Here is a 21,713-nt window from a genome sequence, read left to right as displayed (position 1 = left end):
GTCATGAATAAAAACAGGCGGTTTTAACTATAAAGGACCCCGTTTCTAGTATTTTCTTCCCCTGTGTAAAATTGGGTAAAAAAAGTCCACCTTCGTAAACGAAGGTGGAACACGTTATTCATACAGCATATCTTTCAATGTCCTCGTCATTTTGTCCAAAGCTTCTGCCGAACAATCGACGACGCCCGCCATATTGATAAAACTGTGGACGAGATCTTCAAAATGGAGATGGTTTACGGACACTCCTGAGGCTTGGAGCCGCTCAGTATAAGCAAATGCTTCTTCTCTGAGGGGATCGTATTCTGCTGTAACCATCAATGTCGGCGGTAACTCGGCCATGTTTTGGGTCCGCAGTGGTGAAACAAACACATCCCGCCCATCTTCCTCCTCTTTCAAATAGTGCTGGAAAAACCATTTCATTTTTTCATTCGTCAAGTTATATGTATAATTCGCCTTGTACGATTCCGTATCGAAGTTATAATCCAACACAGGGGTAATCAGAAATTGATGAGAAATCTCTATCTCCTCATCGTCCCTGAAATAAATCGCCGAAGCAGCAGCCAAGTTACCACCAGAGCTTTCCCCACCTACGGCCAGCCGCTTGAGGTCAATGTTCCATTGATGAGCCTCATTCGCAACCCATGTGACCGCATCCAAAGCATCGTGGAAAGCTGCCGGATATTTATGTTCAGGGGCTAATCGGTAATCAACGGAGACCACAACTGTTTGCGCATGACGGGAAAAGTACCGGCACACGTTGTCTGAACTGTCGACGTCCCCGAACACCCAGCCACCGCCGTGAAAATAAACAAGGACAGGAAATGGTCCTTCCCCTTCAGGCGTATAGATTTTCACCGGGACTTCATTCCCTGATCTGCCCTGAAAAGAAGAGTCATCCACGGCCACTCCGCCGACAGACATATCTTTAAAATATCCCCTGGCCACCTCGTAGTACTCTCTTGATTGTTTAGGGGTCAACTGGTCCAGTGGTGGATGTTCAAGCTCAATCATCCGATCCCCAATGGTTTTGAGTAAGTGAAGGACTTGTGCATCTACTTTCATACCACCAGCTCACTTTTAGACGCCTTCATCCTTGTCAACGTCTGGATTTCAACATCATTGGCCTGCAATGATTTTTCAAATGCCTCTTTCGCTCCCACAATTAAAGACGCTTGTTTCCCATGTAAATTAATGCGGCCCAGATTTTCTCCCCCCACCTTTTTCAAAATTGGTATCACAATCCGGTTGCGACGATCGGGTTCCCCGATGATTCTTTTCGCTTGGTAACGTTCAAACAGGAAATAGATCATCGCACGAACGATGGATAGACCGTCATCCATATTCAATAACGGGCGAGGGCCAATTAAGAGATGCATGCCTAAATCACCGTTCCGATAGTCGTAATAGTCTCTAATCGGATCCTTTCCAATCGCATACGCAATCAGATAACAAACAGGCTCGCCATTGTATGTACCGATGTAAGCATCCTTATGTTCAGCTTCTATGGACTTCCGTACCCAAGAACGCAGCTCCTCCATAGGAAGGTTCAGCTTCCAAAAGGGTGAAATATGTTTTTGATGCATCCAGTCATGCAGCAGTCCTACGTCTTTTTCTTCCAAGGGACGAAAAGAAAAAGCATCTTCCTTCGCTCCACCTTTCATCTTTAGTTCTGTACGATTAGTAGTATCGCTCATATTTTCTCCTCCTCAAATAAATGATAACGATTTTCATTATCATTTGGTGTTGATTATAGAGAAAGGTGGAAGAAAGAGCAACAAAACTTTTGAACTATACGTCCACTCATCAGAAATCTTAAAGCAGAAAAATTCCCCCTTTGTTTCCCAGGAAAGTACGGATTCATAGGCACAAACCGTCTGTTTAAATTAATTCCATATACCTAAAAAGAATGTAATAAAAGAGAGACTTCCTCTACCCGAGGAAGTCCCTATCAGCTTATTCTCCACTGTCCTGTTCATACTCAGCCAGCGTCACAGCAATTTCATCTTCAATATCCTTTACAGAACCAAGATAATTGTTCAACACAATCGAAAAGATGAACTCTTCCCCATCGGCTGACGTTACATATCCAGATAGCGATGTTACTCCCGTCAAAGAGCCCGTTTTAGCCCGCACGTTATCTTCGGCAGCTGTATCATTCATACGATAACGAAGCGTACCACCAACAAAACGTTCCCCATTGCCTGCGACCGGAAGAGAATTCCAATAAGCAGGGAACCACTCTTTATCTTTCACCTGGTACAAAAGGTTGGAAATCTCATTCGCTGGAACCATGTTCACATGGGACATCCCGGACCCGTCACGAAGCCGCATCGTATCCGCATCAACGCTATTGTCCGTCAAGAAATCTTCCACAACCTCCAACCCTTTATCCCAGCTTCCTTCATCATGAACCACTTTTCCCATCTCTTTAAGTAATACTTCCGCATGGCCGTTGTTACTGATTTTCATAAACGGGATAAACAATTCTTCAAGAGGGATGGATTCCTTAGAGATCACTACTTCTGCAGCCTCCGGAGTTTTACCGTCTACAACCTCTTTCCCTTTCACTTTGATTCCCTCATCTTTTAAAGCTTTGTGGAAGAGGTTCAGTGCGAGACCCGTCGGTTCGGAGACCGCAATCCATGACCTTGAACGGCTTCCATCCACTGGGATCGTTCCTTCTATGACAATTTGATTTGTCTCGTGTTTACGCTCAATGGAAATGTCTTTCGATTGGTCGGAAGGTACAGTTGTGGCACGGTTTACGATTTCCACATAATCGTTTTCAGGCGTCACTTTAATCTCTGCCGGTTCCCCAACCGTATCAGACGGATGAGCCGCTACAATGACCGTCCCCGCATCATAATCCTCATTCGGGGAAACCGTCAGTGCAGATATTTGAGCACCGGTATAGTTGGTTTCATCATTCCATGCAATATCTTCCGATAAACGAATATCATCATACCACGTATCATCTGCGACAAGGTCACCTTTCACTTCCCGGATTCCTTTTTCTTTCAACGACTGGGCCATAGCAGCGAAGTCCTTTTCCATCAAGGTCGGATCGCCTTTCCCTTTGACATACAAGTCACCGTGAAGTTTCTTTCCCTTAATATCCCCATCTGCCAGGATCTCTGTCGTAAACGTATAATCCGGCCCAAGGACTTCCATCGCCGCAGCCCCCGTCAACAACTTCATATTCGATGCAGGCTTTAGACGAATATCCCCATCATGTTCGTAAATCATTTCACCCGTCTCTGCAGATCGAATACTCACCCCGGCAAGCGCGCCATCCAGCTCTTCATCCATCAAAATCCGATTGATTTCATGCCCGAGGTCATCATTTTCTGCGTTCACTCCCGTGCTTTCATTCGTTTGAAAAGGAGTGACGATTAAAAAAGAAGCCATCATTAAAACAACCATTTGTTTCCACCGAAATGGATTCATCATTATGTATATTCCTCCTTGAAAATTATGGATAACTCTAACCTTAGCAAAAATGACAGAAAATTATAACTATTATTTAGGATAAGAATGAAAACAGTGCCATAGTCGCAGTCTTTAATACTTAACCCTTTTTTATACCGTCTTTTTCCATGCCCTCACTCCCTCACTTCTAATAAGGTGAAGCGGGAGTAAAGATCTGTAATGTCCGGTCTATATTCTAAAAATGAAAAAACAGTGAATGAAATTAGGCAAATTCACCAATTCGTAAGAAACGATAGGCGAAGATGCCGGAATTGAATAGGATGAAGAGATGTATTCAAGGGAGGCGAACGTTTATGTATCATATGAATGCTTATCCACCATATTTTCATCAGCGTCAGCAAGGGGCCATGATCTGCTTTCCACAAGGGCAGGGAGCTCAGATGCAAGGAGGCATGCAGGGAACGATTACAGGGGAAAACGGTGAAGAAATGACCGTCACCTGCTACCCTTTATATCCTCAGGCTGGGTCGCAGAATGGAGCGGGAAATCAAGGAAATGGAACCAGTAACGGTGAATCCGGTAGTGAGGAAAATGGAAGCGGTGAAAGTGGCGGAATGCCGCAGTCACCTCAGAGTCCGTCCCAGGGGCAGAGCGGAAGTGGAAATGGCAACGGGATGATGCCGGGGTTGCCCGCTCCCGGGCAAAATGGGAATGGAATGATGCCGGGATTCCCTATGCCGGGCCAGAACGGGAATGGAGCCACACCAGGATTCCCCGTTCCAGGACAAAATGGTGGTGGCAGCGGAAGCGGGATGATGCCAGGGTTCCCGCAGCCAGGTGGCAGCCAAGGGGGCATGCCAGGCGGTGGAATGATGCCGGGACTTCCAGGTATGGGAGGTCAATCACGCGAATATTTAGAACCAGCACCTTGGAGCTATCAAGATTCCCATCATTACTACAAATAGATCATTTGGTGCCTGCCAAGAAAGACTCCACAGAAAGGCAGGCACGCTCCTTTAATTCAAAATGTATTCCACCACATTTAATCTTGGTTGAAAAATCCAATGAAAAACCAAGTATTCCTTTCTTGTTCAACTCAATTCCTAAAACTCCATCAGCTACCTGAAACTTATAAAGGTATTTCTCTAGATCTAGGTTAGAGCCGAAAAGTTCAACCTTTATCTGATTGTTCGCTCCTTTTATGATTTGAACATCAGCGGTTGATGTATCGATATCAATAGAACGTACTTCCTCTCCTGAAATTGCTTGTTCGTTATGAACCTCCTCCGCATCTTTCCCTAACGCACTTGTCAGACGTAAAGAAACGATTCCTCCTATTACTCCTAGAATCAAGGTTAAGCTTACAGCCCAGGCTATTTTTTCATTTCCGTTTCCCCCTTCAGATGGTCGTCCCGTATTTCCGTTTCATATGTAAATCCTACATTAACCATTCCAATATTCCCATAAATTAATTGGGAATTTAAGGAAAATTATTAAGCCTTAACAACCTGCTTTCCATTATCTTTTTCACAAAAGACACACTCCCAACGAGAGTAGTCCTCTGTTTCCTGTGTAAAACAGTCTTTCTCTATCAACCATGAAAATAAATTATGATGAATACTCCATATATTTAAACGCTTTATAATAATTAATTTTTAAAAAATTGTAAATTCAGCATAATCTACTTAACGAACAAAGAAGAGAAGAGTAAAATCCAATATAGAGATGTGCTACTCTGGGTTGTTAGAAAAAAGGAGACTACTAAATGAATATAAAAAACATTTACGATCGGCTTAATAATGAAAAAATCGTAGGCATGTACTATAAGGTTTTAACGGAAATCTTTAATGGTACTTTATCGGATGTAATGTTCAACGAAGTAGACTTATTAGAAACCATTGCTGCAAAGAGAGGAATACAACTTTCTTATTTCAGATTCCAAGAACATATGAACAGTCCTTCTAAAGTGATGATACTGATACGATTCCATTGAGCATTTGATACTGAGTCCATGCCTATACTAAAAAAAGCCTCCCTGTAATGGAAGGCTTGATCATGCACGATGGACCTTATCTTCGTAAAGGTATTTTACTTGAATTCACCACAGGTTTATTATTTTCCTCTTCACCTTTTAATAATTTATAAATCTTAGTCAGTTGATGGAAGATTCCTAATAACCCCCCCAGTACTGCTCCTAACAATAACGTGTCTCCAAACCCTTCGGGGATAATTCCCAAAAAGAATGCGATGCCAATGCTAATCGCCATGTATATCAAAACAACCATAGGATTCTCCGTTTATATATTAGGTGTAAAGAAACAGGATTTACTATGAATCACGAAGGCATACATAAAACCAATCGTTATACTTTGGACAACATTTTTTTTATCATTCTCGTCTGCCCTCTATGATTGATCTCATCTTCAAAGACATGAAACCAAATGAAATAGTTGTTTGAAGAATGATGATTCCATATCCGGTCCTCGTACAACCAATCATCGGTCCGTTGCCAAAGTTCGTCAAGATTCATCATCATACGGTTCCTTTTCTGACTATGTACATTCATAAATCATAAAAAGTCATATGGGGTTTTGCCTTTTTGTAATAGTCGATCCTATCTTTCCGTATCCCTGTGTGAAATTCGAATTTATGACCATCAGGATCGGTAAAATAGATGGACCTTTTATCCCTCTTTTCACGCTCCCGCCCCGGAAGGATAGGCACGCCCAGGCTGACCAGCTCCTCATAGGCGTCATCAAAGTCACATTCTCTAATCGTGAAAGCGGTGTGGGTATAGGAAACTGAATTTTCATTTCTAGGAATATCTTTTTCTTCATTTAATGCAAGCCACATCCCCTGTAGATCAAAATAGGCGGTCGATTTCCCTCTAACTAATAACTCGGCTCCTAAGACTTTTTCATAGAAAGTGATGGATGTTTCTAAGTCAGATACTGAAAAAAGAAAGTGGTTAAGCCCCTGGATTTTCATAAAATCTCCTCCTTCAAAATTTTTTAGCGTGAAGCTGTTTCATGCCGGGACCATTCATGAGGAATTCACAATCCTAAAGAACAATTCACGCGCTTTTAGAAGCTGAAATGGGAACAGCCTTCTATACTGTCCCCATTCCAGCTATTCACCAAGACAAACGCATCACGATTTGCTCGCCAATTCTCCCTTCTCTACGCAGCCCTGTATCCACGAATCCACACTTTGAGTAGAGTTTTTGAGCAGGGACGTTTTTATGATTTACAGCGAGGACAATTTCGTTTACAAACGGAAAATCCTTTCCCACAAAATTCCTAAGCATCCCCATCGCTCGCTCCGCGCATCCCTTCCCTTGATCCAAATGATTGATGGAGAAGGCGGTAAGTAAAAGGGCATAAGGATTTTCGGTATATTCATAAACCCTTTCTGTTTGATTCAGCAAAAAGAATCCAACCGGGCGTGAGGATTCAAGGATAACGCAAGGAAATACGCCTCTCATCGATTTTTCCAACGTTTTCCCTGGCAGTGCCGTGAACCTCTCTTGATCGGCAGGTAAAGCAAATGCATTCAACTCTTTTTTGTAACGGTTTGAATAATGGACAAGACGTATCGTCGAAGAAGCATTCATGATCATTCCCTCCTATGTTGTTCTCCCTTTGTTGAAAGAACCTCTCTAAACCATAAAGGGTGCCGTTACGTAAAGGTCAACCGTTCCTTTACCTCTTTCCAGGCTTTCATGAATGCTCGAACATTCTTATACCTTGCCTCTTTATCCTTATTTACTGCTTTACTAGCCACTTCATAGAGATCTTCACCAGCTTCCCAGCTCGACAACGAGTGATCCGTCTCCCCTCCTAAAAGCCCAAACGCAATCGCTCCCATGGTGTACACGTTAGTACGCTCATCAATCACTGCCCCGAGCTCATATTCTTCCGGAGACTTGGACCGATCCGCTCCCCAGAACTCTTCGCCTATATCATTAAAGGTAGGGCATTTTCGATAAAAATCGATATCACAAATGGTCGTGACATCATTTATAAAATCATAAAGAATGCTGCCATCATAAAAGTCAACAGCCACAAATCCTTGCTCCTCCACAAAGGCATGAAAAGAAAAGATCGTCTCCAGCGTCTTCAAACGCTTGGTAACATCGAGATTTCTGAACCGGTAATAAGGGGAGGTAGGATCTGTATATTTCGCCGGTCCGCCATGAGACCAATGTGAATGCAGACACTCTCCCTCTGCCCAATCGAAAACAGCAGCATACCCCTCCCTTAATGCAAAATGATTTTTAAGCTTGATCAAGAAAGGGTGGTCCAACTGTTCATAAACAGGGATGGCTGTTTTCAACCGCTCCACCGCATCATCTGGCTCCCCCGTAAAGTCCATCGGTCTTGCTCCAGCATATTTAACAAAAAACTTCCCATCTACGTTTTCCACGCCGAAGCTGATGTTTCCTGAATCCTGCTCATCAAAGACACAAAACACGTGTCCTATTTCTTCCAACCAACGAAAATCATGGTCCTCCCGCAAAGAAAAGGTCACATCACCCATCATTTTTGTTTTCATAAAATCCTCCCTGTAATAGGGATAACGCGTAGTTTATAGGGGTTATGATACGCTCACCCTTAAAATGGCCCCCATATTTCTTCTATTGCTTTTCATAAAACAACGCCTCCTTTCAAGCTCTTCTATCAAACGGTATAAATCCAGACGTCTTTTCCATCCAGAACTACCGACTTCTCTTTTTCCATCCCCATTTTTTCAGCAACACGTTGAGAGGCGATATTTCCGGACTGAATCAAAGAAATCAATCGCTCCCGCTCCCTCTTTCCATGTTTCAAAAGAGCGGCAGCCGCTTCCGTCGCATACCCACGGCCCCAATAATCCCGGCCTATCCAGTAGCCGACCTCAATCTCTTCTTTTCCGTCAATGAATTGAGGAACAAGTCCAGCATGGCCAATCTTCATCCCATCTGCTTTACGGACAAGAACGTGCAGTCCATGATTTTCCGAAGCTTCATATGTACGGTAAATCCACTGCAAAAATTCCCGGGCTCCCTTTTCATCTTTCACTTTTCCGTCTCCGATAAAGCTTACAGTTTCCGGGTCCGTAACCATGGATAACAGAAAAGGAAAATCACCTTCCTCATACTTTCGAAAGGATAACCTTTCTGTCTCCAACCCCTCACATGATCTGTTCATAGATTTCCAGAAGGTTACCATCGGGATCTCTGAAATGAGCGACCTTAATGCCCCAGTCCTTCTGCTCCACAGGTTCTGTAATGAACATCACTTTATCCTTCCATTCCTGATACGTCTCCTCCACGTCATCCACTTTAAAAATGAGTGCAGCTCTGTCCTCTCTGCTCCCGTTCTTTACATAAACATTCCCCAGTGCTTCCACCATCTGCCTACGTTCAAAGACGCCTAACGTCACACCTCTGAATTTGAAATCTGCGTAGTTGGAGTTTTCATCTCCCCACGTCACTTCGAACCCGAGCGTATCCCGGTAGAAATAAAAACAAGCTTGGTAATCATCTACAAGCAATCGCACATGAGTCAATTCCATATACATCGTCCTTTCTATATGTTTTCTGTTTTAAAAAAAAGGTAATAACAGGAAGTAAACCTTTCATGGAGCTGATAAAATGACCCGAAGTCAACAAATTTTCCTTGGTCTCGCTCTCGGATTCGCCCTCTTCTTGGGTTTCCAGCTGGGACTAGCGGTTTCTAATCAATGGATCGTCATCATTCTCATTGCTCTAGGATGTGGATTCATTACCCGTTTCGTGCTGCAGTGGTTTTTCAAAAGGGGAAATCATGGGTAAGGAGGTATTCGTATGTGGCGAAGACTGCAATGGGGATTGATCACAGCTTTAGGATACATCATCGGTTCGTTGATGTTCGGCTTCTTTGTTGTTGGAGAAATTAATTTGAGTCTCATGATAGGACTGACTGTAGGCGGTTTTTTTTCCGGGGTCACTTACCTTAATCCTCCTCCAAAAAAATGGCGGAAAGGTCAAGGTGTTTGAGCTTTTAATAAAAGGAATTCCTTATTATAGTTTCATAGTATATGATTTCCAGTTAAACGTCCATGGTGCTCCCAAGCCCTGCATCTTTCATTCTTGCAATAGACCCTTATGTTTTCGGGACTCAAAAAGTAAGCAGGGCAGGTCATACTCTCTTCCCAGCAGTCCCTCTCTTTCGCTGACAATCTTCTCCCTTAAGTCATACCATGCTCCCCTTCCAAGAAAATCCCCATTGATAAGATGCATCGCTCTCTTTATGATGGTACATAACCCGAAGATTCAAAAACAAAGGAGTACAAAACCATGGACATCCGCCATTTGCAATATTTCATTGAAGTCGCGCGCTTCCAGAGCTTCACTAAAGCAGCTGAGCATTTATTCATCTCACAACCAACCATCAGCAAAATGATTAAAAACCTGGAAGAAGACCTCGGTGTGGAATTGTTTGAACGCACACGAAAAAAGGTCATCCTCACCGATGCGGGACGGCTGATTCTTATGCAGGCGAAAACCATTGATAAAGCATTCGAAAACCTCAATACCCAGCTCAATGATTTGCTTGGACTTAAAAAAGGCCACATACGAGTCGGACTCCCACCGATTATGGACGCCGAGGAGATCATTAACATTATCGGAGGCTTTCATGCGAAACACCCTCACATTACCTATCAACTCATAGAGGATGGGGCGAAAAGAATCGAGGAGAATATCCTTCAGGAGGAACTGGACGTCGGCATTACCGTGTTACCAACGCAAGAGGATAAATTTGACCATTTCTTTCTTTTAAGTGAGGAGCTTGAGGTCATTCTTCCTCCTGCCCACCCGTTAGCCGGACGAAAGCAGATTCGACTGGAAGAGCTCAAAGACGATTCGTTCATCCTCTTCAGTAAAGACTTCGTTTTAAACGACCGGATCATCTCCTCCTGCAAAGAGGCCGGCTTTATACCGAAAGTCATTTCCGAAAGCTCACAGTGGGACTTTATCGGCAAAATGATCGCTTCCAACCTCGGGATTTCCATCCTCCCCAAAAGCGTTGCCCGTCTGCTTACACAAGACGTAAAGCGACTAAAGGTCATTCAGCCGACCATCGCCTGGGAACTCGCTATCATTTGGCCGAAAAACCAATACATATCGTATGCTACTAAAGAATGGCTCGCTTATACACAAGATCGATTGAGTATGGATTAAAGATCGACCAGCTCCCACGAAGGGCTGGTCTTTTTCATGCCCAAAATCAATACTTGAAAACACTTCCATTGATAAAAGCTATACAACCTATGACGATTCGCTATTTCACTTATGAAGACATCGCTCGTACACTGAAATTATCAACGAACACAAAGACATGTCTTGATGTTGAAAAGAAATAATAAATCGAACCAAACAGGAGGCACACTCATGGAAGCGAAACGCACGAAAGAAAGTTTAGTCATCAATACAGATCAAGTGATGATCAACGATTTAAACAATTACAACACATTGTTCGGCGGGGTCCTCATGAAGAAACTCGACAACAATGCCACATTATCTGCGAGGCGCCATGCACGTGTGAAAGAATGCGTCACCGCTTCGACCGACTCCATCGACTTCCTGCATCCGATTCATCAAACAGACTCGGTTTGTGTGGAATCCTTCGTCTCCTATACCGGAAACAAATCGATGGAGATCTTTTGTAAAGTCATTGCCGAAGACATGATTACCGGTCACCGTCGAATGGCCGCTACTGCATTCTTAACCTTTGTCGCTCTCGATGAAAATAAAAAAGCGATCAAAGTTCCGAGGGTGATTCCTGAGACAGAGGAGGAGAAATTTCTCTATCAATCTGGTGAAGAGCGAGCCAAAACAAGACGAATTCGCCGGGAACACAGCGCTCAGCTCACCGAAATCATTGGACTTGGAAAACCATGGGAAAAAGGAGAGGATCAACATGTTGAAGTTAGCCAGCTTGGATGAATTATACGAAGCAAAAAAAGGGTTGGAAGAAGTCAGCCGCCGCTATCCGGATGTCTATGAAGTGTTGACTCATGTGGTCAGCTTCACCCGGCAGCTTCAAATCAAATATGGATATATGGGAGCCATGCTGATGGAAGAAGAATTGACTACAACGTATCCAGCATTCATCAAAGGTTCAATTCTCTCTCTTTACAAAAAAGAAGTGGAAAAGCTGAAAAAACACGAGGATTTCCCTGTCGTCAAAGATCTTTTAAATCAATACAGAGAAGTGGGAGATGCTAAACTCTTTCTATTAATACTAGGAGCTAAACCGGAACTGCTAAAAGGGTCCACGTTCATTAAATAGGCCATGCGGATCTCCTCGGCCTTCTGCCTCGTTCAGATGAAGGAGCAACTGAATGGGGCAAAGGCCCTTACCTTTATCGAAAAAAGGAGACACTCAAGGCCCCGGCTATGTGGAACGCCCCAATCCTATTATCCTGTTTGTTATGTACGATAGGATGCACTGGTCGTATGGATTTCCCCCAATTCAATACGATTTCCATCCGGGTCCAGAAAGACCGCAATCTTCCCCCATTCAAACACACACCTCTCTTGTAAAAAGTGTATGCCACGTTCCTTCAGGTTATGGACTTCCTTGCTGAGGTCTTCCACATCAAAACGAAGAACGGCCGGGTTCTGGGCCCTCGTTTTCTCTCTCGTTTGAGCCACCCCGCCTTTTTCAACCATAAGATAACCAATGGAAAGGTCGAAACAGACGAGCATGTCCTGACTCCTTCTTACAGGTAGTTGTAATAGATTCTGATAGAAACTAACGCACTGTTCAAAACGCTCGACAAACAGAATCAAACCAAATTCATCAACATTCATCCTACCAATCCCCCATACGTAAGATTCTTGCTATAAAAACGTTCACTTACGTTGCAAATAATGTTCCATTAATGGCACGTATGTAACGTTCCGCCGACTTTTGCACAACGTCATCTGCCTTCGTATTTACAACGTTGTGAAAAGCATTATAAATACGATCGAAAGCAAGTCCATTCACCTTCTCTGCAATCTCTGCAACTTTTGATGCCGGCAGAGGAATCAAGTTCGGATAACTGTACATGAAGCTCACCCACCGGTTATCTGCAACAACCTGAATAATATCTCCAGTCATCAGCAAGCCCTCTGCATCACTTTCCATGTGCAGGACCGCACCCCCTTTGAAATGTCCTCCCAGACGTTGAAGGGATAGATTTTCTGAGAGTTCCATAGATTCCCCCTCCCAGAAGTGAAGGTATGCGCTCTCTTCCATGACCCACTCTCTGTCATCCTGATGAAGATAAACGGGCGCATCGAATGCTTCGGCCCAACCGGTCATACGGGAATAATAATGCGGATGGGAAATGGCAATCGCATCAACGCCTCCGAGATCAAGAATCACATCCACCGTCTCTTGATCGAGATAAGTAATGCAGTCCCACAGAACATTCATGCCATTTTTTTGAACCAAGTACGCCGTCTGCCCAATCCCGAATTTAGGAGTTGTCGTAATGCTGTACAACCCTTTTTCCTCTTCCTTAATGATGTTTTTATATCGTTCTGTCTGAACAAGTTCTTTATGTGTCGTCCATGTCTGCCCCTCCGGGTTTACATACTGCCTTTCTTCGCTGCATATCTCACAATTATTTGGTGCTTCTTTTCTTTCCGAATACTGAACGCCACATGTCTCGCAAATATACTTTCCCATCGATCTTCCTCCCCTTTGATTGTTCCGCTTTTGTTCTATCTTCAGCTTAGCTGGAAAATGAAAAAGGGAGCACCTGCGATGGTTGGAAAGCTTTCTACAACTTTGGATGTATAAAAAAAGAGACTCGTGAAGAGCCTCTTTTCTGATCATTATTCTTCTGTTTCCAAATTTGATTCCTGCGTCACGAGTTTCAAAGGCACCGGAATCGTATCTTCGACTTCCTTCCCTTGCAGTACATCTGCCCCTGCCTGTACAGCAAGCTTCCCAATTTCCTCTGGCTGCTGAGCAACGGTAGCGGAAAGGTTTCCATTTTTAATACTAGTAATGGCATCATCATTCCCGTCAAATCCGACGACAAGAACATCCCGACCGGAACTTTGGATAGCCTGGTAGGCTCCCAGCGCCATTTCATCATTGTGAGCGAAAACAGCTTCGATGTCTGGATTCCCTTGAATGATGTTTTCCATCGTATTCAAGCCTTCCGTCCGATCAAGATTCGCCGTTTGTTTAGCTACGACATCCAGTTTTTCATCTGCGATATTGTGGAAACCAGCGCCGCGTTCACGTGTTGCGGACGCGCTGGGGACACCTTCAAGTTCAGCTACTTTGGCACCTTCACCAAGCTGCTCAACCAAATACTCCCCTGCCATTTCTCCACCTTTTTCGTTATCCGAGCTGACCAATGTCGCGACTTCTCCTTTTTCTGCAGAACGGTCAAGCGTTACGACCGGTATGCCCAAGCTGTTGGCTGACTGAACGGCAGTCGAGATGGCGGAAGAATCAGTAGGGTTGATCAGCAATACATCGACGCCTTGCTGGATCAGATCCTCCACGTCATTGATTTGTTTAGCTGCATCATTTTGCGCATCTACGACAACGACTTCCATCCCTTGAGCCGCAGCCTCATTTTCTACCCCTTCCTTCATAGAGACGAAGAATGGATTGTTCAGCGTGGATACAGATAAACCAATTTTGATATCATCCGGATTTTTATCCCCTTTGGGTTTGGCCCATTCCGGTGGCTGCAGCGAGCAAGCACCAAGGAACACCAGGGATAAACTCATCAGTAATACGACTAGCTTCTTCATGTTACCCCTCCTATGCTGCTTTCTTTCGATCGATTAGTACGGCAATGATGATGACGACACCTTTGACCACCATTTGGAAAAAGGATGATACGCCGAGAAGATTCAAACCATTATTCAACGTTCCGATAATCAGAGCTCCAATCAACGTCCCAATAATCAAACCACGTCCGCCGGAAAGGCTCGTCCCGCCAAGAACAACAGCAGCGATCGCATCAAGTTCGTATGACGTACCTGCTGTCGGCTGTGCCGAGTTCAATCTCGATGTAAGAATAGCCCCGGCAAGCGCTGAAAGCAGTCCAGCGAGTGAGTAGACCATCACTTTAATCCGAGAAACTTTGATACCTGAAATGAGTGCAGCCTTCTCGTTGCCGCCGATGGCATACGTTTTACGACCGAATGGAGTTTTATGCAAAATCACCCACAAGACAGCAAAAGCAAGCAGCATCGTAATCGCTGGAACTGGAATCCCCAGGAAATATCCTCTTTCGAACAGTTGAAAAGCATAACTGTCGCCAAGACCTGTAATCGGGTTTCCGTCGGTATAAACGAGCGTCAGTCCGCGGAACATCGTCATCGTTGCAAGGGTCGCGATGAACGGAGCCATCTTCCCTTTTGTAATAAGCAGACCGTTGACCGTTCCCATCAATGCACCAAGCAAACACCCAATTAAAATTGCTAAAATCGGGTCCACACCTGAGACCATCATCCCGGCCATCAAGGCACTGGATAAGGCAAGAATCGATCCGACGGATAAATCGATGCCTCCAGTTAAGATTACGAATGTCATCCCATAGGCAATCAGAGCATTAATTGCGACTTGCCTCAATAGATTCAATAAGTTCAAGGGTTCAAGAAAATTAGGGTTAATAATGGAAACTGTCGCCATCAATACAAGTAAACCAACGAATGGTCCTAATTTCTGCATCACGTTTCCTACATGATTTGATTTTTTGATTGCATTAATCATTGACTTTACCTCCTGTTGCCAGTGTCATAATTTTTTCCTGATCAGCTTCCGCTTTGGAAAGTTCTCCAGCTATGGTTCCTTCATGGACCACGAGCACACGATCACTCATCCCCAATACTTCCGGAAGTTCTGAAGAAACCATGATGATCGCTACTCCTCTGTCGGTCAGCTCATTCATCAATTGATAAATCTCCCGTTTGGCACCAACATCGACACCCCGGGTCGGCTCATCCAAGATGAGAACTTTTGGACCGATCCCGATCCATTTTGCAATGACGACCTTTTGTTGGTTTCCACCTGACAAATTCTTTGCTTCCGTTTTGGCTGATTCAGTTTTAATCGTCAGCCTTTTGATGAGCAAATCGACAAATTCTCGCTCGCGCTTTTCTCCGATAAGTCCTTTATCTGTAAAACTGTACAAACTCGGGAGGGCGATGTTGTCCTGAATCGGGAAATCGAGAACGAGCCCTTCTTCTTTTCGATCTTCCGTAATGAAACCAAGGCCGAGCTTGACCGCATAGCTCGGGCTTTTCACTGTCACTTTTTCTCCATTGATGAAAATGTCGCCCTGGTACTTCCCATCCAAACCAAAAATCGTGCGCATGATTTCCGTACGCCCAGCGCCCATCAATCCGGCGACGCCGACGATTTCACCTGACCTGGCACGAAAGTTCACATTCTCGAAGAGGCCTTTTTTGGTAAGGTTTTTCACTTCCAGCATAGTTTCTCCAGGCTTCGCTTCTCTCGCAGGAAAACGATCGGTCAGTTCACGTCCGACCATCTTCCGGACCACGTCATCAAAATTCGTTTCAGGAATCGGCTTCGTATCCACCGTCTGCCCATCACGCATGACCGTGATCGTATCGCAAATCGTAAAGATCTCCTCCATCCGGTGGGAGATATAAACGATGGATACGCCAGATTTTTTCAATGACCGAATGACGTCGAAAAGCTTCTCTATTTCTTTGTCTGTCAAAGCAGCTGTCGGCTCGTCCATAATGATCACTTTGGCATCCGTCATGAGGGCTTTAGCAATCTCGATCATTTGTTGCTCACCAACCGAACACTGACCGGCTTCTTTATGAAGTGGAATAGAAATGGAAAGCTTCTCAAACTGATCATTAGCAACCGCTTTCATTTTACTTGTATGAATAAGCCCAAAATGTGTAACCGGTTCCTTATTAATAAACAAGTTTTCCAGCACCGTCATTTCCGGCCAAACATTCAACTCTTGATGAATAAAGGCAATGCCGTATTCTTCCGCTTCCTTCGGATTAGCAAATGTTTTTTCCCTTCCATCAATTTCAATTGTACCTTGGTCCTTTTTATGCAGCCCTGTCAGGATATTCATAAGCGTAGATTTCCCAGCGCCATTCTCACCCATCAATGCATGAACTTCTCCGTCTTTAATATGAATATCAACGCCTTCAAGGACTTTGTTCTTTCCGAAAGCTTTATGAATCTGGTTCATCCGGATTTCCATGATCGCTCACCTCTTTAAAAAGTTACTCCAGCGTGAAGAATACAGTTCGCATATGGGCTGACTTCCCCTGTCCTCACCACTGCTTTCGCCTGTTTTAAATGATCTTTCAATGCTTCATGAGAGAGATAATCGACTTCCCCAAACCATTCTTTCATCCCTTTATGAACAGAGGGGTTCTGATCCATTTCCTCTGCTATCGTCACACGTTCGACAACCATTTCTTCTTTCAATACCTCTACGACGTCAAGAAAAGAAGGAACCCCCTCCTTTAAAGAGAGGTCGATCTTTCTCACTCCGTCCGGCACGGGAAGTCCCGCATCAGCAACAACGATGGTATCGGTGTGACCGAGGTCTGCAAAAACTTTGGATAGATGGCTGTTCAAAAGGCCGTGTCGTTTCATTCCAAGAGTCCTCCTTCTACTTCTTTCCTCGTCGGCATGCCGCCTTGAGCTCCGAACCCTGTAACTGAAAGAGATGCCGCTCGATTCGCGAAGCGCAGACTGTCTTTCAAGTCCATCCCTTCTGCAATAGCTGTTCCGAAGGCCGCATTAAACGTATCGCCCGCGCCCGTGGTGTCTATAGGTTTCACAGGATAAGACGGAACGAGCACTTCTTCTTTTCCATCAAAGTAGCGGACGCCCGCCGCTCCTTCTGTAATGAACAGTTTATTCGGATATTTCTTTAATGCTTTTGCAAGTTCTTCTCCTTGAAAAAGGAGGGCAGCTTCATGTTCATTCGGCGTAAGATAGCTCACTTGTTCCACCACTCTATCAGGAATTTCCCTTGCTGGTGCCGGGTTCAATAACAAGGGCACACCAAGCTCCTGACACAGTCGGGCCGTTTCAGTCACGGTTACTTCGGGGACTTCCTGCTGAATCATCACAAGGTCACACGTCTTAATGAAGTCTCTTTTATCCTTCACATACTCAGGCGTAACGTGATCGTTGGCTCCTTTTACAACTACAATGCTGTTATCTCCTTCAGCTAATATGATGTGAGCTGTCCCACTTTTTTCGTGTGTAACCGGTTCCACATAATCCGTATGAACGCCATTCGATTTAAAATTACTTAAGATGTCCACCCCATAGGCGTCTTCACCTACACGGCCGATCATATACACATCTGCTCCCAAACGTGCAGCAGCAACAGCCTGGTTCGCTCCTTTGCCTCCAGGTACGGTTTCAAAAGATTCGCCAAGAACCGTTTCACCAGCTCCCGGCCGCCGTTTGGATGTAACAACTAAATCCATGGAAGAGCTGCCGATGACAGCTATTTTAGGTTTCTTCATAGGTTTCAATCCTTTCGTGTCGTCTTTCTTTCTACTAATTCCACAGGCATTTGAATGGTTTGTTCCACACCTGGTTCTTTTTTTATCGTTCGGATTAAAAGTTTTGCCGCTTCTCTGCCCATTTCATAGGCCGGCTGGCGAATCGTGGAAAGGGTCGGGTAGGACAGGCGGCTTTGTGGAATATCGTCATAACCGATAATTTGTACATCATCCGGAATACGCTTTCCACGTTCCAGGGCCTCATGAACGATCGCGATCCCGACAATGTCATTACTCGCAATGACTCCATCTGTATCTGAGAACTTATCAAACAATTCTTCCGCCCAGCCCTGCGCTTCTTCAAAAGAGTAGGAGGTCGTGGACAGGACAGAGAAATCAACATCTGCCTGGCTCAGCTCTTCGATAGCTCCTTGGAAACGATCCTGGGCAGGCTTTATATTGGCCGGTCCTTTCACGAGCGTAATTCTTTTTGATCCCTTTTCAATGAGGGTCTTTGCTGCAAGGCGGCCACCCTCTCTACCATCTGCAAAAACAGCTGGATAGTTTTCCGACGCCCTGTCCAAAAGTACGAGTGGCAAATCCAGAGCCTCATAGATTTTATAATCGACGTGATTGGTTGCCGTAATGATTCCGACCACATTATTCTGAACGAACGTTTGTATATAATCCAATTCCTTTTGTATATTTTCATCACTGTTCCCGAGCAGAAGTCTATAACCTGCCTGGCTCAGTTCATCTTCCACCCCTCTCGCAAGCTGGGGAAAGAACGGGTTCGTAATATCAGGTAAAAGCAGACCTATTAAACGGGACTCCCTTTTGTAAAGGGAACGTGCCACTTCGTTCGGACTGTAGTTCAATTCAGCAATGGCTTCCATCACTTTTTTTCTAGTATCTGCTCCAACATAGCCGTTATCATTCAACACGCGTGAAACGGTGGCTACTGAAACACCTGCTTCACGTGCAACATCTTTGATTGTTACCATACGTTCACCTCTGTGTGTAACCGGTTACAGATAAAGTACCACACCTTTGTAATCGTTTGCAAGAACTTTTTGATAAGAACAGATACAATTTGAATTTAATTGGCTGTTTTTAATGATTAAACATGATGAAGATAATAACAATAAAAAGCTTTTCCTGAGTAGAATTCAGGAAAAGCTTTTTTACTTCACTACATAAGTAAAGGAATAATCAATCCAGCAAGCAACAATATGAGAGCACCACCCAAGCGGGAAGAAATTTGAGCAAAAGGCATCAGTTCCATCCTTTTCGATGCAGATAAAACAGCCACATCCCCTGTTCCACCCATATTTGCCATACATAAACCTGCCGTAATCGCGGACTCGATCGGGTAGAAACCAACCAGCTTCCCAAGCAACCCTGCTCCAAGGACCGCTCCTATAATGACACCAAGAACCGTAAGGATGTACTGAAGCGTCAAGGCTTCAAGGACCGTGTTCAAGTCTGTATAAGCGATTCCGATTCCAAACAACAGCGCCAGCGTCCAGTTTTTAGCGACAAATTTATACCATTGATTCGCGCCATCAAGTACGCTTTGGGGCAGAATCCCTGCGATTTTCACAACAGCTACAATGATGATCATCAAAGCATAGGCGTGAAGAGGTATAAAACCAGCCAATAACGTCCCGACCGTAAAGAAGAGAATGGCGGTCATCAATCCTACACCCATCTTCTGCACGTCAAAGGATGATGGCTTTTCTTTGAATTGGAAACCTTTCAACAATTGCCCGTTCCCTGTTAACGAAGGATTTTTCTTGCCAATGATATCGAGAATACTTGCTAGAATAATGGCAAACACATTTCCGAGAGCAAGTGCTGGAACAAGCATGGAGATATAGTAGCTGGGATCGTTCCCCATCAATTCACTATAAATCTGGCTCATCGGAACGGCTCCAGCCCCCATTCCTCCTCCCATGATCGGCATCGTAATGACAAGGACTGCATCCCTTAGAGAAAACCCTACAAGAGATCCGAGCAGACCAGCTACAGCCATAGCTCCGATCACGGCTCCGAAGATCGGAAGGAAATATTTGAGGCCGACTTTTATGAGAATGCTTTTATCCATACCAAGAATACTTCCCGTGATTAAAGCAGCAATATAGAAATTCAGGAACCCTCCGCTTTTCATGAAATCCGTGATCATCGTTACCGTTGATTCAGGAATCCATCCCCCATACACCATATAGGCCGCTCCAAAGATCGCGATGATCGCCCCGCCACCTAAATAGGTTTTAACGATTGGGGTATGGTCTCCAAGCCAACCGAAGAGCTCACCAAGCACCATCATAACGAGAAGGCTTCCGAGCATTCCTCCCGGCAGGTTTCCTGTGTACATACTGACCAACGTCACTGCAGTAATGACACCAAACCAATGTAGAGGAAGACCAAATATTGTAATCGCTTTCTTTTTTTCATGTACAAAAGGGGTGACGTTTGCCTCTTTGGACGGATTCCTATGAATCTTTTCCGCTGAACTCGACATGTAATCCTCTCCTTTTCTTTTAATTGGTGAACGCTTAGCAGGTGGCTAAGCGTTCAACTCTATCTTCTACAGACTCTTCAACAGCACGGGCGACTGCGCGGGCCACTTTTTCATTCAAGGCACTTGGAATCACATATCCCGGACTAAGCTCGTTCTCAGAAATGACCGCCGCAATCCCTTCTGCTGCAGCGATTTTCATCTCAGGGGTGATGTTTCTGACCTTCTTGCTCAGTGCTCCTTTAAATATTCCGGGAAACGCCAGCAGATTATTGATCTGGTTCGGGTAATCCGATCTTCCGGTTCCTACAACTTTCGCTCCTGCTTTCCAAGCTTCTTCTGGATAAATTTCAGGGATAGGGTTAGCTAAAGCGAAGATGATCGGGTCCTTGTTCATCTTTTGAACATGTTCTTTGTTCATGACTCCAGGAGCCGAGACTCCGATGAAGATATCAGCCCCTTCAATGGCCTCTTCCAATCCACCTGAACGCATGTCATGATTCGTGCGCTCAGCAAGGTTTTTCTGCTTCGCATTCATCCATGCTTCTCCTTTTCTTAAAGTACCTTCAAGGCTGACAAGGGTGATATCAGAAAAACCGGCATATAAAAGCAATTCAGCGATGGCAATGCCTGCAGCACCTGCTCCATTGATGACGACTCTCGCTTTTTGTTTCGTTTTCTTAACCACTTTCAATGCATTTAGCAATGCCGCTAAGACGACAATGGCCGTCCCATGCTGATCATCATGAAAAACAGGAATATCCAACTCTTCTTTCAACCTTGCTTCGATCTCAAAGCATCTTGGAGCTGAAATATCTTCAAGATTTATGCCAGAGAAAGTAGGAGCCAGAGCTTTGACGATTGAAATGATTTCTTCAGGGTCTTGTGTATTCAGGCATATAGGAAATGCATCAATGCCCGCGAATTTTTTGAACAACAAACTTTTACCTTCCATGACGGGGAGAGCAGCTTTAGGGCCTACATTTCCCAGTCCTAATACAGCCGTTCCATCTGTCACAATCGCCACCATGTTCCCTTTGGACGTCAACTCATCTGCTACATCCGGATTTTCTTCAATGGCTTTACTGATCTCAGCCACCCCCGGTGTATAGACAAGACTTAACTCTTCTTCTGAATCCACCGGTAACTTGCTGCTGATTTCGATTTTCCCACGATAAGCTCGGTGCAAATCTAGTGTTTCTCTCTTTCTATTATCTTTGTGCATATTCATTCCCTCCATTTACGAGAAATCGC

At 44.5% G+C, this 21,713-nt stretch carries 27 protein-coding genes and 1 pseudogene; 7 read left to right on the top strand and 21 right to left on the bottom strand.

Annotation, left to right across the window (positions count from 1 at the left end; genetic code table 11):
- Positions 1-114: 114 nt before the first annotated feature.
- The 3 genes from BLS23_RS02405 to dacB all read right to left on the bottom strand — a co-directional run bounded on the left by BLS23_RS02405 (position 115) and on the right by dacB (position 3,450).
- On the bottom strand, positions 115-1,062 hold the full coding sequence (locus BLS23_RS02405; protein ID WP_089650933.1) for an alpha/beta hydrolase: 948 nt from the start codon (positions 1,060-1,062) through the stop codon (positions 115-117).
- Positions 1,059-1,694 carry a GNAT family N-acetyltransferase gene (locus BLS23_RS02400; protein ID WP_244157039.1) on the bottom strand — a complete coding sequence of 212 codons (636 nt, stop codon included), beginning with the start codon at positions 1,692-1,694 and terminating at the stop codon, positions 1,059-1,061. Before BLS23_RS02400 ends, BLS23_RS02405 begins: the two co-directional genes overlap by 4 nt.
- Before the next feature lie 259 nt (positions 1,695-1,953).
- Positions 1,954-3,450 carry a D-alanyl-D-alanine carboxypeptidase/D-alanyl-D-alanine endopeptidase gene (dacB, locus tag BLS23_RS02395; protein ID WP_341845029.1) on the bottom strand — a complete coding sequence of 499 codons (1,497 nt, stop codon included), beginning with the start codon at positions 3,448-3,450 and terminating at the stop codon, positions 1,954-1,956.
- 332 nt (positions 3,451-3,782) lie between these two features.
- Between dacB and BLS23_RS02390 the strand changes: the two genes are divergently transcribed.
- A complete protein-coding gene (locus BLS23_RS02390) occupies positions 3,783-4,394 on the top strand; it encodes a hypothetical protein (protein ID WP_089650932.1) in 612 nt (203 codons plus the stop codon).
- Between the two features lies 1 nt (position 4,395).
- On the opposite strand, the gene BLS23_RS02385 is transcribed toward BLS23_RS02390, so the two are convergent.
- Entirely contained in the window at positions 4,396-4,782 is a 387-nt protein-coding gene (locus tag BLS23_RS02385; RefSeq protein ID WP_089650931.1) for a hypothetical protein, read from the bottom strand.
- A 412-nt stretch (positions 4,783-5,194) separates the two neighbouring features.
- On the opposite strand from BLS23_RS02385, the gene BLS23_RS02380 reads away from it, so the two are divergent.
- Positions 5,195-5,422 (top strand): hypothetical protein, encoded by a 228-nt coding sequence (locus BLS23_RS02380; RefSeq protein WP_089650930.1) that lies wholly within the window; start codon positions 5,195-5,197, stop codon positions 5,420-5,422.
- Between the two features lie 76 nt (positions 5,423-5,498).
- Here BLS23_RS02380 and BLS23_RS02375 read toward each other — a convergent pair whose 3' ends face one another.
- The 7 genes and pseudogenes from BLS23_RS02375 to BLS23_RS02350 form a co-directional block, all read right to left on the bottom strand.
- Positions 5,499-5,714: a hypothetical protein gene (locus BLS23_RS02375; RefSeq protein ID WP_089650929.1), complete on the bottom strand. Its 216-nt coding sequence runs from the start codon at positions 5,712-5,714 to the stop codon at positions 5,499-5,501.
- 77 nt (positions 5,715-5,791) lie between these two features.
- A pseudogene (locus tag BLS23_RS21965) lies at positions 5,792-5,887 on the bottom strand (DinB family protein); the annotation flags it as partial.
- 104 nt (positions 5,888-5,991) lie between these two features.
- Positions 5,992-6,417, bottom strand: coding sequence for a metallothiol transferase FosB (fosB, locus tag BLS23_RS02370; RefSeq protein WP_089650928.1), 426 nt, complete (start codon positions 6,415-6,417; stop codon positions 5,992-5,994).
- 145 nt (positions 6,418-6,562) lie between these two features.
- A complete protein-coding gene (locus tag BLS23_RS02365) occupies positions 6,563-7,042 on the bottom strand; it encodes a GNAT family N-acetyltransferase (protein ID WP_089650927.1) in 480 nt (159 codons plus the stop codon).
- Between the two features lie 65 nt (positions 7,043-7,107).
- The gene (locus BLS23_RS02360; RefSeq protein WP_089650926.1) at positions 7,108-7,983 is read right to left on the bottom strand and encodes a serine/threonine protein kinase; all 876 of its coding nucleotides are present in this window, start codon (positions 7,981-7,983) and stop codon (positions 7,108-7,110) included.
- A gap of 125 nt (positions 7,984-8,108) precedes the next feature.
- On the bottom strand, positions 8,109-8,618 hold the full coding sequence (locus BLS23_RS02355; protein WP_089650925.1) for a GNAT family N-acetyltransferase: 510 nt from the start codon (positions 8,616-8,618) through the stop codon (positions 8,109-8,111).
- Positions 8,602-8,985, bottom strand: coding sequence for a VOC family protein (locus tag BLS23_RS02350; protein WP_089650924.1), 384 nt, complete (start codon positions 8,983-8,985; stop codon positions 8,602-8,604). The genes BLS23_RS02355 and BLS23_RS02350 overlap by 17 nt, the downstream gene beginning before the upstream one ends.
- A 79-nt stretch (positions 8,986-9,064) precedes the next feature.
- On the opposite strand from BLS23_RS02350, the gene BLS23_RS02345 reads away from it, so the two are divergent.
- From BLS23_RS02345 to BLS23_RS02325, 5 genes are all read left to right on the top strand, one after another.
- On the top strand, positions 9,065-9,244 hold the full coding sequence (locus BLS23_RS02345; protein ID WP_089650923.1) for a hypothetical protein: 180 nt from the start codon (positions 9,065-9,067) through the stop codon (positions 9,242-9,244).
- 12 nt (positions 9,245-9,256) lie between these two features.
- Complete coding sequence (locus BLS23_RS02340) at positions 9,257-9,448, top strand: hypothetical protein (RefSeq protein ID WP_089650922.1); 192 nt, start codon at positions 9,257-9,259, stop codon at positions 9,446-9,448.
- A gap of 300 nt (positions 9,449-9,748) precedes the next feature.
- A complete protein-coding gene (gene cidR, locus BLS23_RS02335; RefSeq protein ID WP_089650921.1) occupies positions 9,749-10,633 on the top strand; it encodes a cidABC operon transcriptional activator CidR in 885 nt (294 codons plus the stop codon).
- A 210-nt stretch (positions 10,634-10,843) separates the two neighbouring features.
- Positions 10,844-11,398 carry an acyl-CoA thioesterase gene (locus tag BLS23_RS02330; RefSeq protein ID WP_089650920.1) on the top strand — a complete coding sequence of 185 codons (555 nt, stop codon included), beginning with the start codon at positions 10,844-10,846 and terminating at the stop codon, positions 11,396-11,398.
- A complete protein-coding gene (locus BLS23_RS02325) occupies positions 11,373-11,744 on the top strand; it encodes a hypothetical protein (protein ID WP_089650919.1) in 372 nt (123 codons plus the stop codon). The genes BLS23_RS02330 and BLS23_RS02325 overlap by 26 nt, the downstream gene beginning before the upstream one ends.
- Before the next feature lie 140 nt (positions 11,745-11,884).
- On the opposite strand, the gene BLS23_RS02320 is transcribed toward BLS23_RS02325, so the two are convergent.
- From BLS23_RS02320 to BLS23_RS02275, 10 genes are all read right to left on the bottom strand, one after another.
- Positions 11,885-12,268 (bottom strand): VOC family protein, encoded by a 384-nt coding sequence (locus BLS23_RS02320; RefSeq protein ID WP_089650918.1) that lies wholly within the window; start codon positions 12,266-12,268, stop codon positions 11,885-11,887.
- A 46-nt stretch (positions 12,269-12,314) separates the two neighbouring features.
- Positions 12,315-13,133 (bottom strand): MBL fold metallo-hydrolase, encoded by an 819-nt coding sequence (locus BLS23_RS02315; protein ID WP_089650917.1) that lies wholly within the window; start codon positions 13,131-13,133, stop codon positions 12,315-12,317.
- 149 nt (positions 13,134-13,282) lie between these two features.
- Positions 13,283-14,221: a ribose ABC transporter substrate-binding protein RbsB gene (gene rbsB / locus BLS23_RS02310; RefSeq protein WP_089650916.1), complete on the bottom strand. Its 939-nt coding sequence runs from the start codon at positions 14,219-14,221 to the stop codon at positions 13,283-13,285.
- A 10-nt stretch (positions 14,222-14,231) separates the two neighbouring features.
- Positions 14,232-15,188, bottom strand: coding sequence for a ribose ABC transporter permease RbsC (gene rbsC / locus BLS23_RS02305; protein WP_089650915.1), 957 nt, complete (start codon positions 15,186-15,188; stop codon positions 14,232-14,234).
- A complete protein-coding gene (locus BLS23_RS02300) occupies positions 15,181-16,671 on the bottom strand; it encodes a sugar ABC transporter ATP-binding protein (RefSeq protein WP_089650914.1) in 1,491 nt (496 codons plus the stop codon). Before BLS23_RS02300 ends, rbsC begins: the two co-directional genes overlap by 8 nt.
- Positions 16,672-16,685: 14 nt before the next feature.
- Positions 16,686-17,072 carry a D-ribose pyranase gene (rbsD, locus tag BLS23_RS02295; RefSeq protein WP_089650913.1) on the bottom strand — a complete coding sequence of 129 codons (387 nt, stop codon included), beginning with the start codon at positions 17,070-17,072 and terminating at the stop codon, positions 16,686-16,688.
- The gene (gene rbsK, locus BLS23_RS02290; protein WP_089650912.1) at positions 17,069-17,959 is read right to left on the bottom strand and encodes a ribokinase; all 891 of its coding nucleotides are present in this window, start codon (positions 17,957-17,959) and stop codon (positions 17,069-17,071) included. Before rbsK ends, rbsD begins: the two co-directional genes overlap by 4 nt.
- 5 nt (positions 17,960-17,964) lie before the next feature.
- Positions 17,965-18,942: a LacI family DNA-binding transcriptional regulator gene (locus tag BLS23_RS02285; protein WP_089650911.1), complete on the bottom strand. Its 978-nt coding sequence runs from the start codon at positions 18,940-18,942 to the stop codon at positions 17,965-17,967.
- Between the two features lie 188 nt (positions 18,943-19,130).
- The gene (locus BLS23_RS02280) at positions 19,131-20,462 is read right to left on the bottom strand and encodes a 2-hydroxycarboxylate transporter family protein (protein WP_089650910.1); all 1,332 of its coding nucleotides are present in this window, start codon (positions 20,460-20,462) and stop codon (positions 19,131-19,133) included.
- Between the two features lie 34 nt (positions 20,463-20,496).
- A complete protein-coding gene (locus tag BLS23_RS02275; RefSeq protein WP_089650909.1) occupies positions 20,497-21,684 on the bottom strand; it encodes an NAD(P)-dependent malic enzyme in 1,188 nt (395 codons plus the stop codon).
- Positions 21,685-21,713 lie beyond the last annotated feature (29 nt).

This window comes from Halobacillus aidingensis, assembly GCF_900104185.1.
In the GTDB taxonomy this organism is placed as follows: Bacteria; Bacillota; Bacilli; order Bacillales; family Halobacillaceae; genus Halobacillus; species Halobacillus aidingensis.
The sequence above is the reverse complement of the archived record's forward strand: the minus strand, read 5'-3'. Positions and strand labels throughout refer to the sequence as shown.